General features: G+C 41.0%; 27 protein-coding genes, 2 pseudogenes, 1 riboswitch and 1 other annotated feature. Of the genes and pseudogenes, 13 read left to right on the top strand and 16 right to left on the bottom strand.

All coding sequences use genetic code 11. From position 1 onward, the window contains the following. Window positions 1–158: 158 nt before the first annotated feature. On the bottom strand, window positions 159–1127 hold the full coding sequence (locus ACQYAC_RS14505) for a rhodanese-related sulfurtransferase (RefSeq protein ID WP_429943527.1): 969 nt from the start codon (window positions 1125–1127) through the stop codon (window positions 159–161). Window positions 1128–1316: 189 nt separating this feature from the next. On the opposite strand from ACQYAC_RS14505, the gene ACQYAC_RS14500 reads away from it, so the two are divergent. Continuing rightward, window positions 1317–2399, top strand: a complete 1083-nt coding sequence (locus ACQYAC_RS14500) for an iron-containing alcohol dehydrogenase family protein (protein ID WP_429943959.1) — start codon at window positions 1317–1319, stop codon at window positions 2397–2399. 40 nt (window positions 2400–2439) lie between these two features. On the opposite strand, the gene ACQYAC_RS14495 is transcribed toward ACQYAC_RS14500, so the two are convergent. From ACQYAC_RS14495 to ACQYAC_RS14475, 5 genes are all read right to left on the bottom strand, one after another. Further along, on the bottom strand, window positions 2440–3267 hold the full coding sequence (locus tag ACQYAC_RS14495; protein WP_012008778.1) for an aldo/keto reductase: 828 nt from the start codon (window positions 3265–3267) through the stop codon (window positions 2440–2442). An 81-nt stretch (window positions 3268–3348) separates the two neighbouring features. Beyond that, window positions 3349–3765: a DUF5301 domain-containing protein gene (locus tag ACQYAC_RS14490; protein WP_058015190.1), complete on the bottom strand. Its 417-nt coding sequence runs from the start codon at window positions 3763–3765 to the stop codon at window positions 3349–3351. Window positions 3766–3794: 29 nt separating this feature from the next. Beyond that, entirely contained in the window at window positions 3795–4256 is a 462-nt protein-coding gene (locus ACQYAC_RS14485) for a DUF523 domain-containing protein (RefSeq protein WP_144463180.1), read from the bottom strand. Continuing rightward, the gene (locus ACQYAC_RS14480) at window positions 4253–4498 is read right to left on the bottom strand and encodes a hypothetical protein (RefSeq protein WP_144463182.1); all 246 of its coding nucleotides are present in this window, start codon (window positions 4496–4498) and stop codon (window positions 4253–4255) included. The genes ACQYAC_RS14485 and ACQYAC_RS14480 overlap by 4 nt, the downstream gene beginning before the upstream one ends. Window positions 4499–4609: 111 nt before the next feature. Beyond that, window positions 4610–5068, bottom strand: coding sequence for a MarR family transcriptional regulator (locus ACQYAC_RS14475; protein ID WP_429943526.1), 459 nt, complete (start codon window positions 5066–5068; stop codon window positions 4610–4612). Between the two features lie 216 nt (window positions 5069–5284). Between ACQYAC_RS14475 and ACQYAC_RS14470 the strand changes: the two genes are divergently transcribed. Continuing rightward, a complete protein-coding gene (locus ACQYAC_RS14470) occupies window positions 5285–6052 on the top strand; it encodes a GNAT family N-acetyltransferase (RefSeq protein WP_058015297.1) in 768 nt (255 codons plus the stop codon). A gap of 239 nt (window positions 6053–6291) precedes the next feature. Here the strand turns inward: ACQYAC_RS14470 and ACQYAC_RS14465 are convergent, their stop codons facing one another. Then, window positions 6292–7464: an MFS transporter gene (locus ACQYAC_RS14465; RefSeq protein WP_429943525.1), complete on the bottom strand. Its 1173-nt coding sequence runs from the start codon at window positions 7462–7464 to the stop codon at window positions 6292–6294. Between the two features lie 77 nt (window positions 7465–7541). After that, window positions 7542–7641: riboswitch (purine riboswitch) on the bottom strand. Window positions 7642–7787: 146 nt separating this feature from the next. Further along, window positions 7788–7983, top strand: a binding site (T-box leader). 42 nt (window positions 7984–8025) lie between these two features. Between ACQYAC_RS14465 and proS the strand changes: the two genes are divergently transcribed. After that, window positions 8026–9459, top strand: coding sequence for a proline--tRNA ligase (gene proS / locus ACQYAC_RS14460; RefSeq protein WP_429943524.1), 1434 nt, complete (start codon window positions 8026–8028; stop codon window positions 9457–9459). Between the two features lie 143 nt (window positions 9460–9602). Then, on the top strand, window positions 9603–9779 hold the full coding sequence (locus ACQYAC_RS14455) for a hypothetical protein (RefSeq protein ID WP_012008772.1): 177 nt from the start codon (window positions 9603–9605) through the stop codon (window positions 9777–9779). A gap of 35 nt (window positions 9780–9814) precedes the next feature. Here the strand turns inward: ACQYAC_RS14455 and ACQYAC_RS14450 are convergent, their stop codons facing one another. From ACQYAC_RS14450 to ACQYAC_RS14415, 8 genes are all read right to left on the bottom strand, one after another. Then, entirely contained in the window at window positions 9815–10591 is a 777-nt protein-coding gene (locus tag ACQYAC_RS14450; protein ID WP_058015186.1) for a sulfite exporter TauE/SafE family protein, read from the bottom strand. Between the two features lie 58 nt (window positions 10592–10649). Then, window positions 10650–10880 carry a sulfurtransferase TusA family protein gene (locus ACQYAC_RS14445; protein ID WP_429943523.1) on the bottom strand — a complete coding sequence of 77 codons (231 nt, stop codon included), beginning with the start codon at window positions 10878–10880 and terminating at the stop codon, window positions 10650–10652. Between the two features lie 33 nt (window positions 10881–10913). Beyond that, on the bottom strand, window positions 10914–12041 hold the full coding sequence (locus ACQYAC_RS14440) for an MBL fold metallo-hydrolase (RefSeq protein WP_429943522.1): 1128 nt from the start codon (window positions 12039–12041) through the stop codon (window positions 10914–10916). Window positions 12042–12055: 14 nt separating this feature from the next. Beyond that, window positions 12056–12616: a sulfurtransferase TusA family protein gene (locus ACQYAC_RS14435; protein WP_306011632.1), complete on the bottom strand. Its 561-nt coding sequence runs from the start codon at window positions 12614–12616 to the stop codon at window positions 12056–12058. 47 nt (window positions 12617–12663) lie between these two features. Then, the gene (locus ACQYAC_RS14430) at window positions 12664–13017 is read right to left on the bottom strand and encodes a rhodanese-like domain-containing protein (RefSeq protein WP_088003756.1); all 354 of its coding nucleotides are present in this window, start codon (window positions 13015–13017) and stop codon (window positions 12664–12666) included. Window positions 13018–13031: 14 nt separating this feature from the next. Continuing rightward, window positions 13032–13514, bottom strand: coding sequence for a DsrE/DsrF/DrsH-like family protein (locus ACQYAC_RS14425; RefSeq protein WP_012008766.1), 483 nt, complete (start codon window positions 13512–13514; stop codon window positions 13032–13034). A gap of 123 nt (window positions 13515–13637) precedes the next feature. Next, on the bottom strand, window positions 13638–13898 hold the full coding sequence (locus ACQYAC_RS14420; protein ID WP_429943521.1) for a metal-sensitive transcriptional regulator: 261 nt from the start codon (window positions 13896–13898) through the stop codon (window positions 13638–13640). 255 nt (window positions 13899–14153) lie between these two features. Continuing rightward, window positions 14154–14990: a helix-turn-helix transcriptional regulator gene (locus ACQYAC_RS14415; protein WP_323641548.1), complete on the bottom strand. Its 837-nt coding sequence runs from the start codon at window positions 14988–14990 to the stop codon at window positions 14154–14156. Window positions 14991–15093: 103 nt separating this feature from the next. Between ACQYAC_RS14415 and fabF the strand changes: the two genes are divergently transcribed. Then, window positions 15094–16326, top strand: coding sequence for a beta-ketoacyl-ACP synthase II (fabF, locus tag ACQYAC_RS14410; protein ID WP_429943520.1), 1233 nt, complete (start codon window positions 15094–15096; stop codon window positions 16324–16326). Between the two features lie 353 nt (window positions 16327–16679). Here the strand turns inward: fabF and ACQYAC_RS14405 are convergent, their stop codons facing one another. After that, window positions 16680–17135, bottom strand: a complete 456-nt coding sequence (locus tag ACQYAC_RS14405) for a stage III sporulation protein AH (protein ID WP_429943519.1) — start codon at window positions 17133–17135, stop codon at window positions 16680–16682. A 569-nt stretch (window positions 17136–17704) separates the two neighbouring features. Here ACQYAC_RS14405 and ACQYAC_RS14400 point away from each other — a divergent pair. The 8 genes and pseudogenes from ACQYAC_RS14400 to ACQYAC_RS14365 all read left to right on the top strand — a co-directional run. Continuing rightward, window positions 17705–17876, top strand: a pseudogene (locus tag ACQYAC_RS14400) (DUF255 domain-containing protein); the annotation flags it as partial. A 144-nt stretch (window positions 17877–18020) separates the two neighbouring features. Beyond that, a complete protein-coding gene (locus ACQYAC_RS14395) occupies window positions 18021–19142 on the top strand; it encodes an SIR2 family protein (RefSeq protein WP_429943518.1) in 1122 nt (373 codons plus the stop codon). 186 nt (window positions 19143–19328) lie between these two features. Further along, window positions 19329–19661 carry a hypothetical protein gene (locus ACQYAC_RS14390; protein WP_429943517.1) on the top strand — a complete coding sequence of 111 codons (333 nt, stop codon included), beginning with the start codon at window positions 19329–19331 and terminating at the stop codon, window positions 19659–19661. 79 nt (window positions 19662–19740) lie between these two features. Beyond that, window positions 19741–19896 (top strand): annotated as a pseudogene (locus tag ACQYAC_RS14385) (DUF255 domain-containing protein); the annotation flags it as partial. Window positions 19897–19931: 35 nt separating this feature from the next. Continuing rightward, window positions 19932–21815, top strand: a complete 1884-nt coding sequence (locus tag ACQYAC_RS14380; RefSeq protein ID WP_429943516.1) for a thioredoxin domain-containing protein — start codon at window positions 19932–19934, stop codon at window positions 21813–21815. A gap of 152 nt (window positions 21816–21967) precedes the next feature. Continuing rightward, window positions 21968–22738, top strand: a complete 771-nt coding sequence (locus ACQYAC_RS14375) for a SurA N-terminal domain-containing protein (RefSeq protein ID WP_061406581.1) — start codon at window positions 21968–21970, stop codon at window positions 22736–22738. Window positions 22739–22962: 224 nt separating this feature from the next. Further along, window positions 22963–24297, top strand: coding sequence for a glycerol-3-phosphate transporter (gene glpT, locus ACQYAC_RS14370; protein ID WP_061406579.1), 1335 nt, complete (start codon window positions 22963–22965; stop codon window positions 24295–24297). A 92-nt stretch (window positions 24298–24389) separates the two neighbouring features. After that, on the top strand, window positions 24390–25271 hold the full coding sequence (locus ACQYAC_RS14365) for a glycerophosphodiester phosphodiesterase (protein ID WP_426973398.1): 882 nt from the start codon (window positions 24390–24392) through the stop codon (window positions 25269–25271). Window positions 25272–25368 lie beyond the last annotated feature (97 nt).

Raw genomic sequence — 25368 nt, 5'->3', positions numbered from 1 at the left:
TCGAACATGCTTATTTCTCAAGAAAGCGCTTTTTCGATGATTCAATCTATTAGACTGAATAACTACCTTTACCCTTATTTTGAAAAAAACAAAACAAAAAAAGAAAGAGGAAACGAATCCCTCTTTCTTCTGTATAGAAAAAAGGATAGAGGAGTCCTCTATCCTTGTGAGATTGCTTGTTCTTGTTCAATCACAGCTAATCTTTCTTGCACTTCTTCTTCAGACAGGTTGTGCTGTTTCACATATAGGTTACGTTCACTCGTACGACATTCATGGCTGCAGCTGCGCATATATTTATGCTCGCTTTCTTCCGTTGCAATCATTTTGCGGTTACATGCAGGGTTCGCACAGTTCACATAACGCTCGCAAGGCTCACCAGTGAAGAAATCTTTTCCGACAACCACATGCTCTGTTTGATTCACAGGCACTGTTAAGCGAGTATCAAACACGTAGCATTGACCATCCCAAAGCTTTCCTTGAACTTCTGGATCTTTTCCGTACGTGACTATTCCGCCGTCAAGCTGAGAGACATCTTCAAAGCCTTCACGTTTTAACCAGCCTGAGAATTTCTCACAGCGTACGCCGCCAGTGCAATACGTCAGGATTTTTTTCCCTTCAAGAATCTCTTTATTGTCACGAATCCATTCCGGTAATTCGCGGAATGTCTCAATATCAGGACGAACTGCCCCTCTAAAGTGGCCAACATCAAACTCGTAATCATTACGTGCATCAATCACAACGGTATCAGGTGATTGCATTTGCTCGTAAAACTCAACCGGGCTAAGATGCTTACCTGTTAATTCTAACGGGTTCACATCATCTTCAAGGCTCAGGTTCACTAGTTCATTCCGATGGCGGACGTGCATTTTTTTAAACGCATGACCGTCTGCTTCGTCAATTTTGATCGGCATAGACGCAAAGCGCGGATCTTCTTTTAATGCTTGCATGTACTTGTTCGTTTGCTCAATGGTACCAGAAACCGTTCCGTTTATGCCTTCTGCTGAGATAAGGATACGGCCTAACAAACCAAGCTCCTTACAGAATGCTAGATGCTCTGCTGTAAACGTTTCTGGGTCCTCGATGGGGACATATTGATAGTAAAGTAAAACGCGATATTGTTTTTCCATATATATAAACACCTCTTAAATTTAATCAAAACATACCGTTCTTTATCATACAGGAAATACATACCTAAAGGCAATGACAGCGGCTCAATTCCATAAAACGGAAGGGTCTTTCTTCTCATATTTGACAGAACTTTCTGTAAAATGAGATGATTTATGAAATATGATGTTGTAAAGGAGTAGAACGCAATGATCCAGCCAGAAGATATCGTCAGAAGCGGTCCAAACCAATTTATTTCTCAAAAAGGCATTTATCATGAACTCGATTCACTTGTTTCTCCATCCTTCCAGTCGCCCGCTGTCGTGACGGGATATGATTCATTTCATGCTTTTTCAAAGTACACAAAGCTTCCGTCTCATTGGCCTGTTGTCCAGCACAAAGGATACAGTTCACCCAATGCAATTACTCGAATTGCAGAAGAACTGCAAGGGGCAGATGTGATCATTGGGATCGGAGGCGGTACGATTTTAGACACCGCCAAGTCAGTAGCAGAGGCTCTTCAAATTGAAGTGATCATGGTTCCAACCATCCCGGGGACATGTGCTGCATCTACACCGCTTAGCGTCATTTATGATGACAAAGGGAATTTCATGACAGTCGATTACCATAAACGGTCCAGCTACCTCACCCTCATTGATCATACATTTTTGCTTTCTTCTCCTCTTTCCTACCTTCAAAGTGGGATTGGAGACACGCTGGCCAAATGGTATGAAGCGGAAGCCATTATTCGAAATGCAAAGAATTCCTTGCCGCTCATGGTGCATGCAGCGCTAAAACAGGCGGTATATGTGAGAGATATTCTTGTTTCCCATAGTGAAGAAGCTGTCCACAGCTTGCAAACGGGTCAGCTTTCGCAAGCATTTGCAGATGTAACGGATACCATTATTACATTAGCCGGCACGGTCGGCGGGTACGGGGGACGCTACGGCAGAATGGCAGGAGCCCACGCCATCCATAACGGATTGACATTTATTGAAGAAACGCATCACGTGTTACATGGTCAAAAAGTGGCCTATGGCATTCTTGTTCAGCTTGCCGCAGAAAATCGAATGAGCGAAGTAGAAGAATTACTTGAGCTTTATGAAACACTCGGATTACCTAGAAATATGCGTGAGCTTGGCATCACAGCTCAACTAGAAGAATCTGCAAAAACAGTGGCAAGCCATGCTGCACGTGCAGATGAAACCTTTTGCCTGATTGGAGAGTATTCCATAGAGCAAATTGTCGACGCCATTCAAGTCATTGAAAACGTATCAGCCGCAAAAAATCGTTAAATAAAAAAGCACAGGCATCCCACCTGTGCTTTCCTTTTGATTAAAAATCAAAGTTATCTGGATCTGGACCTGTGCGCTCATCCTCATTAAGCTGATCGATGACACCCATCTCATGTGCGGACAGTTCGAAATCGAAGACTTGTGTGTTTTCGATGATTCGGCTCTTCGTCACAGATTTTGGAATGGTGATAATGCCATGCTGTAAGTCCCAGCGAAGAATGACTTGAGCCACGGATTTGTCATGTTTTTTCGCAATATCCTGAAGAACAGGATGGTTCAGAAGCTTCCCGCTGCCTAATGGTGACCATGCTTCTACATGAATCCCTTTCTCCTTGCAGTAGTCTCGTAAAGGCTCCTGCGTCAGTTTTGGATGCAGCTCGATTTGATTGACCATTGGCACAACTTCTGCTTCTTCTAATAGATCATCTAGATGGTGCTGGTGGAAGTTACACACACCGATGGCTCGAACGCGTCCATCCTTATACAGCTTCTCTAGTGCTTTCCAAGTTTCTTTATATTTGCCTTCGACTGGCCAATGAATTAAATAAAGGTCTAATACATCTAGCCCAAGCTTGTTCATACTTGTTTCAAAGGCTTCAAGTGTTGATTCATAGCCTTGATCACGATTCCACACCTTTGTCGTAATAAACAGATCATCGCGAGAGATACCTGATTGCTGAATGGCTTTGCCTACTCCTTCTTCATTTTGATAGGCTGCTGCTGTATCAATGCTGCGGTAGCCCGCTTCAAGAGCGTCTGTGACTGCATTTACAGCCTCATCCCCATCTTTTACTTGCCATACACCGAAGCCTAGCTTCGGCATTTTTACTCCGTTTGCTAATGTGACTGTATCTGTTAATCCACTCATCAAACAAACCTCCGCTTCATTTTTGCTTACCAAGCACTATACCCGAATTTTCCATTGATCATGCATGAATGTTCGCTGGTGTTATTTGATATATTGTCCTATATCGACTTGATTGGCGTCAACAATTTGGTATTCGTTTGTTTGATCTTTCTTTTTAGAAAAATTATATGTCGTTAGAAATGCCTGATCATAGAAAGTCAGACCGTATGTTTCCTTCTTATTCTCATACACCCTGATCCAATAAGACTCTTTTGAGGCTTTTGTGTCTTCATTGGTTTTCTTTAATGTCATATCTGAAAGTTCCTTCAACAGCTTTTGAATCTCTTCTTTTTTATCCAAAACAACACGTTTATGATCATGCTCAATTTGAATCGAAGTCACCTTATGTTGATCAATCGAGACCACATCATCGAATGAGTACGTTTTGGCATTGATCATAAAATAAATACCAATTCCTATTAAAACTACTACAACTAAACCAATGACCCACTTTTTCAACCTAACTCCTCCTTCTCTCCACGAAACACCTATAGAAACAACGAAATCCAATCGTCCTCCTCAGAGAACACTTGAATCCCGTGCTGTTTCAGCAAAGCGGAAGTCACACCATCTCCCGCTTTTGTCTTACCATTAAACTCTCCCTGGTAAATCATCCGGCTCCCGCACGAAGGGCTGTACTCTTTTAGCACAACCGCTGTTGCTTTCAGAGACTGAATCTGCTCCAGTGTGGCTTTTGCACCTTTTACATACATCTCTGTGACGTCAGTTCCATGAACATCGACAACAGCAGCCTGCCCCCGTAAAACATCATATCCATCTCCGCCAATGATTTCTGCCGGAGGTCTAGGCGTAGAGAAGCCGCCAAGCAGTTCAGGACAAACTGTCACAGCCTTTCCTTCCTGCACAAGCTCTTCAATTCGCTGATCTAATCGATGGCTGCCATTATACCGAACCTTCAACCCAGCAAGACAAGCGCTGACCACAATCACGCCTGTTCCTCTTCTTTATGGATTGAGCGTTTTTTACTGACTTTAAAATAAATACTTAACGGCAAACAGAATATCGTGTACACCAAAAAAGGAAGGGCACAATATAAAGTAGCAGCCCAAATTGATCCTTCAACTCCTGTGATGCCAAAAAAGTAAACAAATAATAGCAAGCTGACAAACAATCCAACGAACGGCATCATAAATACGTACTTCTTAAAATTTTCCATCATTTCTTTCCCCAAAGAAGCTCCCTCCCTTTCAACATGATCACGAATAGCGCCAATATATGTTAATTTTACCATATAAAAAACCGAAATCATCTCCTTTTCTACGATGGTTTCGGTTTTTTAAATCTATATTTTTTCTTTCCATGCCTTCAAAAAGCGCTCAATGACTTGTAATTCATCTTCATGAAACTGCTGTAGAAATTCTAAGTAGGACGCGACAGCTTTCTCATGCAGTTCATCATGCAGCGCCGCCAATTGCGTACCTTTCTCTGTCAATGAATAGTAGACAGATTTTTTATCTCCTTGCCGGTGGCAATAGTCCACCATGCCTTTATCAATTAGTTTTTTTACAGCCTTTGTAATAGCAGGCTTTGATAGTTTCAGTTGTTGAGAAAGAAATGTATTATTTGATTCGTTTGGATTGGCTTGAATCATTGATAAAATATGTAGCTGTGTGAGTGTCCAATCTTGCTTGAGTGTATCAGTCGTGGTAATCAGTGGATCTGTTGGGGCATTCCTTCTCTTTTCCCTATGAATAATCAGATCTTGAATCGCTTTTAAAACAATCTGCTCTTTTGTCTCCATCTGAACCTCCACTCTTAACTGGTTAATAAAATGGTACTAATAATTAAGATAGGAGTCAAAAGAAATGTCAGTGTAATAAAAAGAACAGGCCATCAGACCTGAAAATGGTGTATATACTTTTCTACTAGATGACATATGATGTCACAGCTCCTCTTTCTTTTATTTGCTATAATTCATGGGGGATGTCATCCAATTTTTGATGAAAAAGGTGAGCTAATGAAAATCGAACAACAAATCGCCATTCGACAATTAGAAGAAAAGATACACCTGTTTTCTTCAGCTGTGAACGGAACCTTCCTCGCAACGGACGACTTCGTTCTATCCAATACTCATATATCGACAGACACATTCAATTTGCTATTACCGACATCAGCGCACATCAAAGATCCGCAAAAAGTGAAAACGGCCATCGAACACTTGCAGTCTCAGAAACAATCATTCAGTACATGGGTGGATCATCGTTTGCTTCATCCTGATTGGGCCAATTTACTAAAGGAATATCAGCTTAGAGAGGTTGAACGCAATACGATCATGTTGCTTGAGCAGACAGAAGACATTGACCCAGTTACATCTTCACCGCTTACAATCAAAGAAGCAGTTGATGAACAGACACTGCTTGATTACAAAAATATCTTTATCGAGCTATTCAAGGAGTCACCGGAGGCCATCGCCTTAGAGGACTATTTCCAGCATTTTTCGCTTGATACTATACAATCACGCGTTCGCATGTTCGTCGGATATGCAGACCACAAACCGGTCACAACAGGCTTATTACTCGAAGCAACTGATAGCTACGGAATTTATGATGTCATCACAAGGGCAGAGCACCGCGGAAAGGGACTTGGCAGTGACATGTTTCATTATCTTCTGACCCAGACAGACAACAAACAAAAGTGCGTCCTGTTACAAGCATCAGCTGACGGCAAAAATATTTACCAACGTGCAGGCTTCCAACCAATCGGCGAAATGGTTGTTTTTGAATAGAATAAAGTAGAACATAAAAAAGCTGCCTATCATGAGGCAGCTACAGATTGTTGACAAAGGGCTAAAATGATTTTTATTTTAGCCCTTTGTCTTCTTTTCAGCGTGATAGAAAACCTTTGAAGTCTAGGAAGGACGAGTACTGGCGCGGAGCGAATTTGACATTCGTGAGCACCAGCACGCAGGACTGACAACGAATGCGAGGGTTTGTCTACACGCTGAAGCTGCCTATCATTAGGCAGCTATTCAGCACGATGCTGACGATCCATATAAAGTGGTGGTCTTTTCAACGAAATCACCGCACAGCTAAAGGCAATCAGCACAAACACTGCACCGAATTTCGCCAGATCAACAGATGAACCGGTCATCGTAAACAGGACACCGCCAACTGCTGATCCAATTGAGATACCAATTTGCAACGCCGATGTATTTAAGCTTTGCTGAATATCAGACGTCACAGGATCTGTTTGAATCAAATAACTCTGCAAGGCAGGCGTTAATGCCCAGCTAAGCGCTCCCCAAAGGACAACCATGATCATAAAGAGGACAAACACGCCCGATGTATAAGGAATGATAAACATCACAACTGCAAACGCGATTGTCACCAGCAAAATGGCTTTCCCTGAACCCAGCTTGTCACTAAGCCAGCCGCCAAATCCATTCCCGCCAATAGAAGCAATCCCGAAGACCAAATAACAAATACTAATCCAGAACGGGGTCATATGCAGTACTTCCATTAAAAACGGAGTGAAATAAGAATAAAGCATATAATGACCTGCAAGCATAAACAAACTAATCAAGTGTGCACTAAAAATTTTCGGATGCCCTAAAGAACGTATTTGCTCTCTAAGAGGCGTCACTTTTTCAACAGGCATTTTCTCCAATAGGAAATAGATCAGCACCATTGATATGGCTGATAAAATACTGATTCCTAAAAACATCACTCTCCAGCCAAAGCTCTCTGTAATAAAAATACCGATCGGTACACCGAGAACAAGTGAAGAACTAATCCCAATAAAAATCAGCCCTAATGCCTTCGCACGATGCGCTGGTTCCACCAATTTAGCAGTGATCGTCAGTGACAACACCACCACTAGCGCTGTGCTCATCGCGATCAATACCCTAGAGATCATGACAAGAGCAAAGGTCGAACTAAAATATGTGAAGACATTCCCTATCGTAAACACCAATAACGCGATTAAATAAAGACGCTTTCGTTCAATTTTAGCTGTGGCAGTCAGCAGCACAGGTGCTGAAATGGCATACACAATGGCAAATACGGTGATAAGCTGCCCAGCTGTCGCAAGCGATACATTCAAATCCTCTGCAAGGCTTGGCAAAATGCCTCCGACCACAAGCTCAACTAATCCTACTGCAAAAGTAGAAACGGCTAATAAATATACTCTCCAGTTCATGTCTAACATCCCTTCTCTATATCATCGCTTTCACTTTTGATACAGGGTGAAGACAAACAAAAAAACCCTGATTACAAAAAAGGAAAGCACGCTTTTGTAATCAGGATTTATCGGATCCTGGTAGAAACCCTCAAACCATATTATTGAGGTTATACAAGTCTATTTTTTCTTCAAATATAGTAGCATATGCTTACATAACTGGCAAGCTGTAAAAATAGGAAATGACTGCAAATTCACGATCAAACAAAGCAATCTGAACAACAACCAGTACAACTTGCTTTCTCCTGCATTTACAGGTAAACTGATGAAAAATCAACGAACATTCATCAACGTAGATCTGGAATAGTAGCTTGAATTGACCTTTAACAGAGAGGGAACGGTGCTGAGAAGTTCCTACTGACATCTTCAAGTGAACCTGCCGATTTAGTTCTGTTTCATACAGCGGTTCATACCGTTATCATGATCGAGTGTAAAGCTGTGCTTTAAATTAGGGTGGTACCACCAGGAATGGTCCCTAACTTAAAGCACAGCTTTTTTGTTTTTTAAAAGGAGGAATATGCAATGTCAAAGAAACAATTTGTTGAAAAAATCACAAGCATGAAAGACGACTTTGCCCAGTGGTATACAGATGTTGTCACGAAGGCACGTCTCGTCGATTATTCAAGCGTCAGAGGCAGTATGATCATTCAGCCATACGGCTTTAAAATTTGGGAGAATATTCGCGACGAACTTGACCGCCAAATCAAAGAAACAGGTCATGAGAATGTGTATATGCCGCTCTTTATTCCAGAGAGCCTGCTGCAGCAGGAAAAAGACCATATCGAAGGCTTCGCTCCTGAAGTGGCGTGGGTCACACATGGCGGTGAATCCAAATTACAGGAAAGGCTCTGCGTCAGACCAACCTCTGAAGTACTGTTCGCTGAGCATTACAAAAACATCATTCATTCCTACCGTGATCTACCGAAGCTTTATAATCAATGGGCGAATGTCGTCCGCTGGGAAAAGACCACACGTCCATTCCTTAGAACGCTTGAATTCCTATGGCAGGAAGGACACACATGTCATGAGACAGAGCAAGAAGCGATTGAGGAGACAGAAAGAATGCTTCACATCTACGCTTCTCTTTGCGAAGAGCTCCTTGCCATTCCTGTCATTAAAGGGAGAAAAACAGAGAAGGAAAAATTCGCTGGTGCCCGCTTTACCTATACGGTTGAAAGCTTAATGCATGATGGAAAAGCACTGCAAACCGCCACTTCTCACTTCTTCGGGAACGGATTTGCCAAGGCATTTGGCATCGAATTCTTAAACCGTGAAGGAAAGCTAGAGCATGTCCAGCAAACCTCTTGGGGGTTTACCACAAGAATCATCGGTGCCATGATCATGGTGCACGGTGATGACAGAGGACTCGTCCTTCCGCCAAACATTGCACCAACCCAAGTGCGAATCGTGCCAATCGCCTCTCATAAAGAAGGTGTACTCGATCATGCCTACGAGTTGAAAGAACGACTCGCCCGCATCGCACGTGCTGACATTGATGCAAGCGATAAACAGCCAGGCTGGAAATTCAACGAATGTGAAATGCAGGGCATTCCTCTACGTGTTGAAGTGGGACCAAAGGACATCGAAAAAGGACAGGTGATGCTCGCAAGACGAGACAATGGTGAAAAGCAAGCTGTCACTTTAGATGCACTTGAACAAACCATCACATCCACGCTTGAAGATATTCAACGGACGATGTACGAAAAGGCGAAAGAACGATTACATGAAAAAACATCAGAAGCTCACACGATCGAAGACATTGAGCACATTCTTTCAGAAGAAAACCGATTGATTAAAGCCATGTGGTGTGGTGACGAAGCTTGTGAGAACGACATCAAAGAAAGAACAGGGGCGACCTCACGCTGTATCCCATTTGAACAGGAATCTGTTTCAGACACATGTGTCTGCTGCGGAAAGCCTGCATCTGATATGGTCTTTTGGGCAAAAGCTTATTGAGAATCGAAACGAAAGAGAAGCATCCTTTACGATGCTTCTTTTTTGTTAAAAAGACCCAAACACCCATTGACCTCATCAGCACGATCCCCTATAATTCACATTAATATAATCGGTTTTCAAGACTTTAAATGGAGTGGTGATATATGAAGCGCTGGCCCTCACTTTTTGCCGAACGCTGCCCTAAATGTAAAACAGCATTAGAAGTCTCTAAGTCCAATGCCCTGCAAGGCAAAGTCGTGAAAACATGCCCCAACCTTCATTATCAAAAAGAGTATCACCCAGCCCTTGAAACATATATCGAGCACGATGACATCAAATAAAAAAGACCAACACGTTTGCTTTGTTGGTCTTTTCTTTATAATAAATCAAGCCAAATTTTGACCGCTGTCGCCGTAATCATCACAGCAAGTGCCCATTGTAAGTAGACGGCGTTGATTTTCTGACCGACCTTAGCACCAATCGGAGCGGCGATTAAACTTGCCAGCATCAGCACAACCGCAGGAACAAGCATAACTTGACCCGTCAATACCTTTCCAGTCGATGCACCGATCGCAGATAAAAACGTAATTGCAAGTGAGGACGCAATCGTCATCCGGACAGGAATTTTTAAAATAGACAGCATCACCGGTACCAATATAAATGCTCCGCCCGCGCCTAGCACACCGGAAACACTACCAATCACAAAGGCAATGCCTGCCGCAAGTCCTTTATGAAAAGTGACTTCTCCCTCTGCGTCTGCACGCTGTCCCTTTTTGGGAATCAGCATGAGGATCACAGCCACAATCGCGAGCAATCCATAGACGAGATTCATCCCATTCTCTGGCATAAAGTGAGATACATAACTGCCTAGTAAGCTGCCCGCCAATATACTGCTCCCCATATATACAATCAACGACCGATGTAAAAATCCGCTTTTACGATAGGCCAATACCCCACCGAGCGTCGAAAAAAGCACTTGAATGGCGCCAATTCCTGATACCTCATGAGCCGATAGTGCCATCACACCGACCAGTGGCGGGATATAAAGCAGCATAGGGTAGTTAATCACAGATCCCCCGATCCCCACCATTCCTGATAAGAAGGAACCAATACATCCGATGATAAAAAGTGTAATCAAAAACGCAAAATCCACGCTGGTCTCCTCCTTTGCAAAAGGAAAAGGGGATCTTCAGCAGATACCCCTACATCCTTTAGGACCCTTTTCTCACCCAGAACTTCAGCACATGTCCTTCTTCCGTCTGCGTGATCAATTCATGTCCGCTTGACTTCGCCCATGCTGCTAAGTCAGCTTTAGCCCCTTTATCTGTTGCATGTATTTCTAATACTTGACCCTCCGTCAAGTCATTAATTTTTTTCTTCGTTCGAATAATCGGCATTGGGCATGCAAGCCCCGTTACGTCTAACATTTGATCTGATGTCATTTGATTGTTCCTCTCCTCTTATTTTATTGGACATTACCGAATCGCACAACGGTTTGGACCAATTTCCATTTCACGCTGCGCTTCTTCGTCTGGGCTCAGCTTCCCCATATTGGTTTGACGAATGTCTTGATAAGCGTTTGGCTGTGCGGGTAGATTCTTCGTGACCATTTCTCTAAATACGGCTTCATCTTCTATGTTCAGTCCATGATTTTCTTCAAATAGAACGCCTAGCTCCTTCCAAACACTTCCGTCTTCATTGATTTCATCCATAATCATGAAATGCGCTGGCAACACAATCAATTCTTTCGAAAGTGCTCCATATCGCTCATAAAGTGTTTCCCTCAAATCACTTACCCAGTCCTCCGCCATTCCAGCAAGGTCAGGTCTTCCAATCGAATCCACGAACAAAATATCACCTGAAAGAAGATATTGATCATCCACGATAAAAGATGTTGAACCGATTGTATGCCCCGGTGAGTAAAGAGGATGAATATCAATGGGAGCCGCTCCAATCGTTATGCGCTGTCCTTCTTCAAGACGGTTATATTCAAAGATCACTTCTTCAGCATCTTTTGGCGGCAGCCAGTAGCTAGCACCAATCTGTTCAGCCAGCTTCTTCCCGCCAGAAATATGATCTGCATGAAGATGAGTGTCCAACACTTCGGTGATAGAGACATCATGCTTTTTAGCAAAACGGATATAAACATCTGTCATTCTAGCTGCATCTACAATTGCGGCTTCTCCGTTCGACATGATCATATAAGACAGGCATCCCTTGCCCATCCGTACAAATTGATAGAGCTCTCCACCGCCGCTTAAATCACCAATCTTCACTGGCTCCAGATGCTCACTCCACGCCTTCATGCCGCCTTCTAAATAATGGACCGTTCCGCCCGCCTCTGACAGCATCTCCGCAACCATGATAGAGGAGCCTTCCTTGGCACAAACCACCAACACTTCACGATCATGAGGAATGTCATGCAAAATGACCTCTACTCCTTCAAGGAGATCAAAATAAGGCACATTCATATGAACGATTGCTTCCCCTTCGATCTTCCAATCCTGCACATCCGCTTGATTTCGCACATCTAGCAAAAAGAGCGGCTCCTTGTTCACGATCTTTTTTGTTAACTGTTCTGCAGTCATCGCTTTTACCGTCATGTTTCATTCAGCTCCTATTTTTCAATCGCTCCTGTCCAGCTATTCATGCCTGGCACGATATTCATCAATTGATGAAATCCTTTTTCTTTTAACTTTTGCGCAGCTAATTCACTTCTTCTGCCTGAATGACAGATCAGGTAAATGTCCGTCTCCCGGCTCAATTCCTCCGCACGTTGTTCAACCTCACCAAGAGGAATATGAACAGCTCCTGGAATATGTCCCGCCTCATATTCATCCAGCTCTCGCACATCTAAAATAAACAAAGATGGATCTTCTTTTACTTTCTGTTGAAAAGTCTCCAAAGACAGTTCCGAAATCATGGACTTCCCTTCTTTCTCTTGTTCTCCGCCCTTACGAATCAAATGATGAAGCACCTGGCCTTCTACTTTTGTTCCTAAAAATTCGTGGCCTGCACTTTTTGACCATGCCGCTAGATCCGCTGCTGATCCTTTATCAGTGGCTTGCACTTCCAGTATGTCTCCTGGCAAGAGCTCATTCATTTGTTTTTTTGTTTTCACAATCGGCATCGGGCATGCCAGTCCTTTTGCATCTAAAATGACAGTTGGTTGCTGCATGTCTTGTCCTCCTTTATATAGGGGTGGGGGTATATTTTATTACGCATTTAATGCCAAGCATTCATGCCACCCTTGATGTTTGTAATCTGAGTAAATCCCTGCTTCTTCAATATTTTAGCCGCCTGCATACTTCTCATTCCGCTTTGACATATCACATAGACCTCTTCATTTTTCTCAAGCTGAGAAGCTCGTTTCTTCAAATGAGACAGCGGGATGTTTTGAAAGCCTTTGATATGATTTGTTTGAAATTCACTAGGAGATCGCACATCAATGAGCTGTTGACCTTTGCTTTTCAGCTTCTTTTTCATATGAGCTGCATCCATTTGCTTCACACCTCGTACCGGCAAAAAACGGCTCACGAGTAATCCAATTACGATGATGAGTAAAATCGTCTGCACCATCCTGCTTCACCTCACTAGATAAATAAATTCACACGTCCGATTTCAGCCTCTGCTAAATATGCCGCTACACCAGCATATTGAATGTCATCTAATAATTCTTTCTCCTGTAATCCTAAAAGATCCATCGTCATTGTACATGCCACGAGGTTAATATCCTGCTCCTTCGCCATCTCAATGAGCTGCGGCAAAGTCATGGCATTGTGCTTTTTGATCACATGCTTAATCATTTTCGGTCCCATTCCCGCAAAATTCATCTTGGAAATCCCCATGCGATCAGCCCCGCGCGGCATCATCTTTCCGAACATTTTTTCTAAAAATCCTTTTTTCATCGGTACCATCTCATCCTTACGCAAGGCATTCAGTCCCCAAAAAGTATGGAAAATGGTCACCTCATGATCATAAGCTGCTGCACCATTGGCAATAATGTAAGCTGCCATCGCTTTATCATAATCTCCACTGAATAACACAATCGTCGTGCGTTTTTTCTGTTCTTCCATTCTGCTCCTCCTTCAACAATTACCTATGGGGGTATATAAAAATAAAAAATATATACATATACCGGTAAGGGTATATTACATCAAGTAAAAAAATCCGTCAACCTCCAAAGGCTGAGGAATTTCTTACCGGCTTTTCACCAATAGCTCAACTGCCTCTTTTACAAGACCTTCCGTATCCTTGCCTTGTTCAAGACTGTCACGAACACATTGCTCAAGGTTTGTACTCACAATCACACCCATTGCCCGATCAATGGCATTACGTGATGCAGACAGCTGCGTGACCACCTCGCGGCAATCCTTGCCTTGCTCCATCATCGCAAGAACCCCTTTAATCTGCCCTTCAATCCGGCGAAGACGATTCTTCATCTGCTGATTATACTCCATGAATAAGGACTCCTTTCTATTCTTTCTATGACAGATAGTATACCCTAAGAGGTATTTAGTCAAACGACTTGCCCTTTTCTTTTATAGAGAAAGTAGAAAATCTCAATTACCTCTTTATAAATCCTCGTAAACTTTTTCAAAAATCTCTATTGGTATTGAATACTTCGTTGTCTTATCATTACCGTAGTTAACCACTATAATCTAACCACTGTGAAGGAAGTATCCCTCAAATCAATTATACACTCTCAACAATAGCTACCCTTCAATTAAACGTTTTAACTTAAGCTCCGTTTCAGTATCCTCAACTGGAGTATAGACACTGCATCTTAAATCAGTATCCCCATACACTTGTAATGAAGTGAGATTAAACAACATTTTCCCTGCCTTAGCATGACGAAACTCAATTAATACTTCAGGCGCATAGCTGATCTCATTTTCATTCCATATCTTACGAAACTCAGGATATGCCTGCTCCATTTCTTCTATAAATTGCTCATACCAGTCATCAGCCATATACTGTCCATAATACGTTCTAAATATGGCGATATATCCTCTAACAAAATGCTCCCAATTCACCGCTAAACTTTTAAATTCCTTTCTTGCGAATAGTAAGCGTATGATATTCCTTTCTGCCGGGATGATCTGTTCAAAGTCCAAAAAGACATTAGCTGCTGCTTGATTCCACCCAACAATCTGACTTCTTCTATCAGAAATAATCGTTGGGCAATAACGAAGCTCCTGCAACATTTTCACTAAAGCCGGACTGATTTCCTTCTCATCCTCAATGATAAAAGATTGTTTCACACCTTCCTCTAACGCTAAAGCGTACAAATATCTCCTTTCATCATTATTTAATTGTAATGCACGAGAAATAGCATCTAATACCGAAGTAGATACTTTTATATCTCTGCCTTGCTCTAACCATGTATACCAAGTAAGACTCACACCGGCTAGTTGAGCTACTTCTTCTCTTCTAAGTCCTGGTGTTCTTCTTCGGGTTCCTACAGGTAAACCAACCATTTGAGGCGTGATTTTCGAACGTTGATTCTTTAGAAATTCTGATAATGCTTGAAGTCTAGTTTCAGGTTTCATTCAGATCTCCCTTTAAAAGAGTATTAATTATACTAGGATAAACAACAACTTGTAATAGGATAACACAATGGCTAAAGTTAATAAAAACAAGGAGGGAATGATCATGAAAAGAGTTGTCATTACTGGAATGGGAGTTATTTCTCCACTAGGAAATGATGTAAATAGCTTTTGGAATCAACTAATAAAAGGACAATCGGGAATATCTCTCATTGATTCTTTTGATACGACTGATTATAAAACAAAAATAGCTGGAATCGTTCGTGATTTCGATGCAGATGAAATATTGGGGAGAAAAGAAGCAAAACGATTAGATCGTTTTAGTCAGTTTGCCTTAGCAGCAGCCGAACAAGCATTAAAAAATTCAAAATTACAGTTAGACCATGTTGATCTTGAACGTTTAGGCGTATATGTTGGTTCAGGAATCGGGGGCATCCAATCGCTTGTTGATAACGTGAATGTATTAGATAAACGAGGCCCCTCGAGAGTAAGCCCCAGCCTTGTACCCATGATGATTTCAAATGCAGCTGCTGCCCAAATCAGCATAAAATTAGGGGCACAAGGGCCATCAATGTCACCAGTCACTGCTTGTTCTATTGGGAACACCTCTATCGGTGAAGCTTTCAATGCGATCCGAAATGATGATGCAGATATTATATTTGCCGGTGGAGCAGAAGCTGCCGTCTCACAGATATCTTTAGCTAGTTTTGGAAACGCACATGCACTATCTACTAGAAACCAAGATCCAAGTCGAGCCAGCCGTCCATTCGATACAGATAGAGATGGATTTGTTATGAGTGAAGGTGCAGGTATCTTAGTATTAGAATCATTAGAAAACGCTATTCTTAGAGATGCGCCGATACTATGTGAAGTTGTGGGGTACGGAGCTAGTTCAGATGCTCACCATATGGTAGCATCACACCCAGAAGGTAAGGGTGCCTACTTAGCCATGAAAAAAGCATTGAGAAGTGCAAATATATCAACGGATGAAATCGATGTTATTAGCGCTCATGCAACAAGTACACAAGTAGGGGATCGTTCAGAAGTTCTTGCTATTAAGACATTATTTGGTGAACGTTCCCGTGAAATTCCAACAACGGCGAACAAGTCAATGACCGGGCATATGTTTGGTGCTGCCGGTGGAGTAGAAGCCATTGCTTTAGTGGAAAGTTTGAGACGAGGAATGATTCCACCCACTATTAATGTAGAGAAACAAGATCCAGATTGCAACTTAGACGTTGTATTAGAAGCGAGACAGCTTCCTTTGAAATACGGGCTATCCAATTCTTTTGGTTTTGGAGGACATAATTCAGCCATATTATTAAAACATTACGATTGAAGTAGTGAAAAGAATACAATGAATTGATCAAGGGTTTATAGCCCTTGACTTTTCATGATGGTAATACCTCACAGACAATTGATCACGGACCTCAGCTATCTGATATATTAATTATATTCCTGTTTAGACGGTTTTGAGGATGAAGATAAGGATGAGAGTTTGGATTTAGTTATTAATTTCAAGACTCAACAATTTGGGAAACATTTAAAGTTCAAATCTTCTATTGGAACACAAACAATACATCTTAATTAAGAAATAAATGAGAACGCCCATAACATTTTAAAAGTAAGGAAACTATCTTATTAGCCTCCTTACTTTTATATCAATACACTATTATTGAATACTAAATAGCCTTAATCCCATTTTTCCATATGTACTTTTAATTCTGGTATACTTAATATCCTTTGTATCTCTGTATCATTTTCCGTATCTATATAACTTTCTTCTTCATGAGAAGAAGTAACCAGCCATTCTTCTCCATTTTTGAAGAAGGACAAGTCTTCTGGTAAATTTGGTTGCTCCCAATCATATAAAGAATTTGCGAATTCTTTTAGAATACTCTTCGCATTTTTATCTGTATAATAGTAATAAACTTTTGCTGTATTGTTAAATAGCATTGTGCTAGCCCATTCTGATTGTTCTTTCATCTCTTTCAATGAACTTTCAAGTTTTTTTAGGAAGGAATCAAAAGATTTTAAAGATCCCATATCTTTTCTTAAAACTAAATGAAACTCATCACAAATTTCGAAAGCCAAATCAATTAATTTGGAGTACTGCTCACCTTTTGGATTTTGATCAATAACTAACATATTTACACCTTCTCATATACCCATTTTTTAGATTTTTTGAATGTCTGTGCTTTTATGCTTCTTAAACTCAGATTATGCAACATAAGTAACTCCTGTAATAGTCACCGCTAGACCTATTGAAATTAAATGTGCTAAAAGTGCCTCTCCACCAAACGAAGAGATTACTAGAATGAATAGTATATATTTATTTCCAACACCACTTTTAACACATATTTTCATAAAAACACAAAGCTATTATAACAGCTTGTTATTAATGATTAAATACACACAAGATAAATATAGTAATAAATTCCATTTAAAAGGCATTAATATAGGTTTTCATAATTAATGAAGTGAATAAAAGAATTGAAAACAAATCTATCGAAAGTTAAAATTTCCACAGCAGTCCCTATAAATCTTTGACCTAATTATAGTTTTTTGATTTTTGCTCAGTTTCAAAATAAAGAACTATCGGTTATTATCCTACGTAACTTTTTTGAAGTAGTACTATCTAAATTCAAATGAAATTCCTTAAGCCCATCACCCATTACACTCAAAAAGATTTGATAAATATGAAAGGAGGAGATTCCATGTCTACTAACAATAAACCCAACAGATTAATCACTGAAAAATCTCCATACCTTCTCCAACACTCCCATAACCCAGTTAACTGGTATCCATGGGGAAAAGAAGCATTTGATAAAGCAAAAAAAGAAAACAAGCCTTTGCTGGTTAAGCATCGGCTATGCCACTTGCCACTGGTGCCATCATATGACTAATTAAACTAACAATAGTAATCCAAAAAACAAATTTTACATTTTGTAAATAAACCCTTTTTTGTTAAAAACAAAGCTCTAATTACCGATATTCATTAAGAGTTAGTTATAAACAAAGGGGGAGTTATTCTTGTCAAGAAGAGCAATTTTAACAGGAAATGGTTTATCAGTAGCTTTAAATTCTGATTTTGGATTAGGATCTATAACCAAAAGGTTTTTTGATAGATTGGATGACAATCATCGAGAATTTATAAAACATCATATGAGAGACAACTATTCACAACTAGATTTTGAAGAAGCAATCGCTACAATTGAACAAGTCTACGATTCATTATCGCATTATAATGAATTTTTAACTGGAGAAAATGGAAAGAATTTTTTAAATTCTTATAGACTGAATAACAATGAATTAGCTGACCATATTGAAGCAGTACAAATAGTAATTCATCAATATACATCTTCAATTCTTGATTTAATAATTAACAATGTTCGGCAAAAAGATATTTCTGATAAATTACAGCCTTTTGTGGATTGGTTAACAAAGATCATTGATTCTTCCGAACATGTTGATTTGTTTACATTAAATTTTGATTTACTACTAGAAACAATTTTATTAACTTACTATAGAAAAGAGCAATTTGCAGACTTTCATTATAGAGGGAAAAAATGGCCTGTTATAAATAATGATTATCAATATTACTTTGATCCAGATAGAAGTAAACAGATACATCCTGAAAATTATGAAAAGAATATAAGACTGCATCATTTACATGGTTCTTTATCGTCCTTTAAAGATATCAAAACTGGACGTATTTTTAAAATAACTACAGAATCTTTAAGAAACAGTGATCTTTATGAAAACATATTTGAAAAAGGTGTAGTTCCTTCTATAGTTACCGGAGGTGGGAAGAGTTTCAAAGTCCAACAAAACCCATTCCATTTTTATTACAATGAGTTCAAAAAATGCATGGTAATTGAAGATAACCTTTGTGATGAATTATATATAATAGGTTATAGCTTTAGGGATAATCATATAAATAAAGCTATTTCAGAAAGGTTAAAATTTTCAAGAAGGAAGGAAAATCCAATTCCGTTTAAAATTATAATTGTAGATTACGCTAAAGATGAGGCATCCAAGCACAGTTTTATCAATAGGGTAAATACTAATTTGCAAATACCTAAAAAACATGCTTTCAAAATTGAAGACGATAATATATTATTCGGAGGAGCTAACAGTATAAAAGATATTTAATTTTTTTGATTCTATTTGTAACCAACTCTAATAGAATGGGAGTGTATTATTCTGCAGGATTTTGCTACATACTCACCTTTATTCGTTGCTCTATTAACTATATTTGGTGGTTTTTTTACATGGTATTTAAATGAGAGAAGCAAAAGGAATCAGGAAGTATTCATCAGAAAAGAAGAACGTTATGCTGTGCTGGTAAAAAGTCTAAAAGGCTTTTATGTTGAGTCTGAAAATTCAGAGCTAAAGTCCGTTTTTATAGATCAAGTTAACTTATGTTGGTTGTATTGTCCAGATCAAGTCATAAATAAACTATACAACTTTTTAGAAAGTGTTAAAAATAGTTCAACTCATGAACACAAACATAAAGCTCTTGGAGAATTACTTGTTGAAATAAGGAAAGACTTAATTAAAGATTCAAAACTCAAATCTGATTTAAAGCCAAATGATTTTAAAATATATTCCTCAACTAATTCTGAAAATTCCTCTCGAACTTCAGAATTTACACAAAATCATTCCAATTAAATTATGGAATAAGCATAGACTAAGTCTCTTTAAAGGTAAAGTACAGTGCAATAAACTAACAACGGAAGTAGGTGATCCCATGCCAAACAAAAAAATACCCAACCGATTAATCGCAGAAAAGTCACCATACCTTCTCCAACATTCCTATAACCCAGTGAATTGGTACACATGGTCAGACGAAGCATTCAAAAAAGCGAAGCGCGAAAACAAACCTGTTTTCGTATCGATTGGGTATGGATAGCCAAAGGAACTTGCCACTGGTGCCACGTCATGGCACACGAAAGCTTCGAAGATCAACAAGTTGCTGACATCTTAAATGAGCATTTCATTTCCATTAAAGTCGATCGTGAGGAGCGTCCAGACATCGACTCTATGTATATGTCTGTTTGTCAGATGATGACGGGACAAGGCGGCTGGCCGCTCAACGTGTTTGTCACGCCTGATCAAAAGCCTTTTTATGCAGGGACGTATTTTCCAAAAAGGAGTGCTTACGGACGTCCTGGCTTTATCGAAGCACTGACACAACTGCTGGATGCGTATCACAACGACCGCGATCATATCGAATCATTGGCCGAGAAGGCGACAAATAATCTGCGAATCAAAGCAGCAGGGCAGACAGAAAACACGCTGTCTCAAGAAGCAATTCACAAAGCCTATTATCAGCTCATGAGCAGCTTTGATACGCTGCACGGCGGATTCGGTTCCGCGCCAAAATTCCCTGCACCTCATATGCTCTCATTTCTGATGCGCTATTACGAATGGACAGGACAGGAGAATGCGCTGTATGCAGTCACGAAAACGTTAGATGGAATGGCAAATGGCGGTATATATGACCATATTGGTTCCGGTTTTTCTCGTTATTCGACGGATGAAAAATGGCTTGTGCCGCATTTTGAAAAGATGCTGTATGATAACGCCTTGCTGATGGAGGCTTACACAGAAGCGTATCAGCTCACTCAACAACCTGCATATGAAAAGCTTGTCCACCGCCTGATTCACTTTATCAAGCGAGATATGATGAATCCGGATGGCTCCTTTTATTCAGCGATAGATGCAGATTCTGAGGGGAAAGAAGGGCAATATTACGTCTGGTCAAAAGATGAGATCATGACTCATTTAGGCGAGGATCTCGGCGCATTACTCTGCGCTGTCTATCACATCACAGATGAGGGGAACTTTGAAGGGGCGAACATCCCTCATACCATTTCCACCTCTTTTGATGACATCAAAGCCTCTTTTTCAATTGATGACCATACGCTTCAGTCTAAGCTGCAAGAAGCTCGGCACATTTTACAATCTGTCAGACAGCAGCGACCTGCACCGCTTATCGATGACAAGGTGCTCACATCCTGGAATGCGCTCATGATCTCATCTCTCGCCAAAGCTGGAAGAGTATTTGATGCAGAGGAAGCGATCGGTATGGCGAAACAGGCGATGTCTTTTCTAGAAACACACCTCGTCCAACATGAGCGGCTCATGGTCCGATATAGAGAAGGTGACGTAAAGCATCTTGGCTTTATCGAGGATTATGCGCATATGCTAAAAGCGTATATGTCATTATACGAAGCGACCTTTGAATTAGCATGGCTGGAAAAGGCGACAGCCATTGCCGAGAACATGTTTGAGCTGTTTTGGGACAAGGAAAAAGGGGGCTTTTTCTTCTCAGGTTCAGATGCGGAAGCGCTCATCGTTCGAGAAAAAGAAGTGTACGACGGCGCCATGCCTTCTGGCAACAGCACCGCACTCAAGCACCTTCTCATGCTAAGCAGATTGACCGGACGTCAGGATTGGCTGGACACATTAGAGTTAATGTTCAAAGCCTTTTATGTCGATATCTCTTCCTATCCAAGCGGGCACACAGCGTTTCTGCAAGGACTCCTTGCTCAATATGCAACGAAAAGAGAAATCATCATTCTCGGAAAAAACGGCGACCCTCAAAAAGAACAGCTTTTACAGGCGCTTCAAAAACGCTTCATGCCATTTGATATCATATTGACTGCCGAAACAGGGGAAGAATTAGCGAAGCTCGCGCCCTTTACAAAAGATTACAAAACAATCGATGGCAAAACCACCGTGTATATTTGTGAAAACTACAGCTGCCGCCAGCCAATCACCAATCTCGACGAAGCGATGGAACAATTATTCCACGATTGAGTTTGTCATGAGATGACTATGAGAAGACAAAATGAGGACAAACAGATAAAAAACATGTCAATCCGCTAACAAATTGTCTGTACGGTTTTATTTTTCCTAAAAAACGGTTAGAATGCGCACTAGATGTTCTCATACCGAAGGGAGAGAAAATGATGAAAAAGGTATCATACACACTCATCGCATGTTTGTTATCTGTTGGGCTTGCCGCCTGCTCGTCAAACGATGCCAAACAAGATAAGCAAAACGATTCAGCCAAAAACAAGGAAACAACACAGGCTGACCAAAAAGAACAGCAAAAGCAAATGGAAGAGATGCAAAAGAAATTAGACGCACAAAAAATCGATGATCAAAAGGTCGTTGCGACCGTCAACCAAGACAAAATCACAGGTAATGAATATAATAGCGCTCTATCAACCATTCAAGGACAGCTTCAGCAATCTGGGCAAGACCCAACATCTAAAGAAGGCGCAAAAGCAGTCAAGAAACAAACCATTGATGCGCTCGTAGGTCAAGAGCTCATCCTGCAAGATGCTGAGAAGAAGGGCATTAAAGCCTCTGACAAACAGGTAGATAAACAGCTAAAAGAAGAAAAGAAACAATTCAAAGACAACGCTCAGTTTGAAGAAGCCCTTAAGAAAAGCGGACTCACCATGGATCAGCTGAAAAGTGACATTGCTGACAGCATCAAATACAGCCAGTATGTCGACAAAGAAATCAAATCAGCGTCCGTCTCTGAAAAGGATGTTAAAGCGTACTATGATCAATACGCAGATGAAATGAAAAAACAAAAGCAAAAAGCACCAGAGTACAAAGAAGTTAAATCACAAATTAAAAAGCAGCTAGAATCCCAAGAAAAGCAGAAAGAAGTTCAAAAAGAAATTGAAAAGCTTAAGAAATCTGCGAAAATTAATGTGTCTCTGTAACAGCTAAGGAAAATCCGCCATTGTGCGGATTTTTTTCGTTACTTGATGAACTGTTTTTCCAAAATAATGACAAAAGCCTCATCATAAACGTCTCTTCCATCCGATATGATGGGAGTACAAAAGAAAGCGTTATCAATTCTTTTGTCTCTTAAAAAGTACAAGATCAAACGCCGATCTCGTACTTTTGATTCAGTCAGTCGGACAACGACAAGAGGAGGATCTTTATGTTCAAATGGTTTAAACCCGCTCCGCATATCGACAGGCTCGATGATGCCAAAACAGATGAGACGTATAAGCGGCTGCGGCTTCAAGTCTTTTTAGGCATCTTTATCGGGTATGCGGGCTACTATTTGCTGCGGAAAAATTTCGCTTTTGCTATTCCTTATCTACAGGAAGAAGGGTTCACGAAAAGTGAATTAGGCTTTGTACTCGCAGCTGTGTCTATCGCCTATGGCTTTAGTAAATTCATCATGGGGATGATCTCAGACCGCTGTAACCCAAGATATTTTTTAGCCACCGGACTCTTTCTATCAGCCCTTATCAATATCCTATTTGTCTCATTTCCATGGGTGACGTCAAGTGTATGGATCATGTTCTTATTCATGTTTTTAAACGGCTGGTTCCAGGGCATGGGGTGGCCGCCATGCGGACGGACGATGGCGCATTGGTTTTCGGTTAGTGAACGTGGAACGAAAATGTCCATTTGGAACGTCGCTCACAATATCGGCGGGGGGATTCTGGCACCGCTCATCACCTTAGGGATCGTGCTGTTTGCAACGTGGAAAAGTATCTTTTTCTTCCCTGCCATCATTGCCATTATCGTCTCCTTCGTGATCATTCTTCTCGTCCGGGATACCCCGCAATCCGCTGGTCTTCCGCCAATCGAGGAATATCGCAATGACTATCCGGCACAGCAGTACGAAGATCAAGAAAAAGAATTAACAGTGAAAGAGATTTTATTTAAGTATGTACTCAACAATAAATTCCTTTGGTATATCGCCATCGCCAACGTCTTTGTGTACTTCGTTCGTTACGGTGTCGTGGACTGGGCGCCGACCTACTTAACAGAAGCAAAGGGCTTTTCACCAGAGCATTCACGCTGGTCATATTTTCTTTATGAATATGCAGGCATTCCCGGCACATTATTGTGCGGGTGGATTAGTGACCGATTCTTTAGAAGCCGCCGCGCACCAGCAGGCGTCCTCTTTATGGCTGGTGTGTTAATTGCGGTGCTTGTTTACTGGTTAAACCCTGCTGGCAATCCAATGGTCGATAACATCGCCCTCATCAGCATCGGCTTTTTAATTTACGGACCTGTCATGCTCATTGGACTTCAAGCCATTGACCTTGCTCCTAAAAAAGCGGCTGGCACTGCGGCCGGACTCACAGGATTTTTCGGTTATATTGGCGGCTCTGCCTTCGCCAATGCGATGATGGGCGTCGTCGTGGACCATTACGACTGGACAGGAGGCTTTATTTTATTGGTTAGTTCTTGTGTGCTCGCGATTGTCTTCCTAGCGATGACTTGGAATACAGGGAAGCGCGTAGAGCAAGCTTAATGAAAATCACATAAAAGATTCATATCCGCCCAACATGCCCTTTACATCTATTTCTTATGATGAAGGCAGTTACCGTAAAAGGAGGATAAAATATGAAGAAAAGTAGATTACTTGCTTTCGTGTTGCTCTCTTTTGCTTTACTGTCTATTGCATGGGTGCCGGTCACCGTATCGGCACATGAAAACCTTTTATCTCCAGATCGTATTCTAACCGTTGCACATCGCGGAGCATCAGGGTATGCACCAGAGCATACCCTGGCTTCTTACAAACTCGCCACAAAAATGAATGCCGATTACCTCGAACTCGATCTTCAAATGACAAAGGATGGTCATCTCATCGTCATGCACGATGAAACCGTTGACCGCACCACAAACGGAACGGGCTGGGTCAAAGACCTCACACTTGCTGAAATCAAACAGCTTGACGCTGGTACATGGTTTAATGAAGCCAATCCCGACAGACAAAATGTCAACTATATCGGACAGCGAGTCCTCACATTAGATGAAGTACTGCGCTATTTTGGCAAACGAGAAAATTATTATATTGAAACAAAAAAACCAGACATCTATCCGCAAATGGAAGAAAAGCTATTGGCGACCCTAAAAAAACATCATCTTCTCGGGAAACACACAAGAAAAGGGCAGGTCATCATTCAATCCTTTAGCCAAGACAGCCTGCTAAAGCTACAGAAATTAGCTCCGCGCCTTCCAAAAGTACAGCTTTTAGACAGAACCCAAATGACGTCCATCACAGATGATCAGCTCGATTTCATTAAATCTTATGCAGTGGGTGTCGGACCGAATTTCAGAGCATTGACACTTGAAAACGTACAACAGGTCAGAAGCCACGGACTCCTCCTCCACCCCTATACGGTCAACAGCGAAGCAGACATGACCCGTTTAATGCAATACGGCGTCACCGGTCTTTTCACCAACTTTCCAGATGTCTTTAACCGTGTAAAAGCTTCACTATAGTCTCATCTTATTTGTTAACAAAGCAGTCTATTAGTAACAAAACTAATAGACTGCTTTGTTATTTTTTATGCATTTCACCTTTGTCTTCATACATGCC

It is taken from the genome of Bacillus sp. MM09(2025) (assembly GCF_050496725.1).
GTDB classification, from domain to species: domain Bacteria; phylum Bacillota; class Bacilli; order Bacillales; family Bacillaceae; genus Bacillus; species Bacillus pumilus.
The sequence above is the reverse complement of the archived record's forward strand: the minus strand, read 5'-3'. Positions and strand labels throughout refer to the sequence as shown.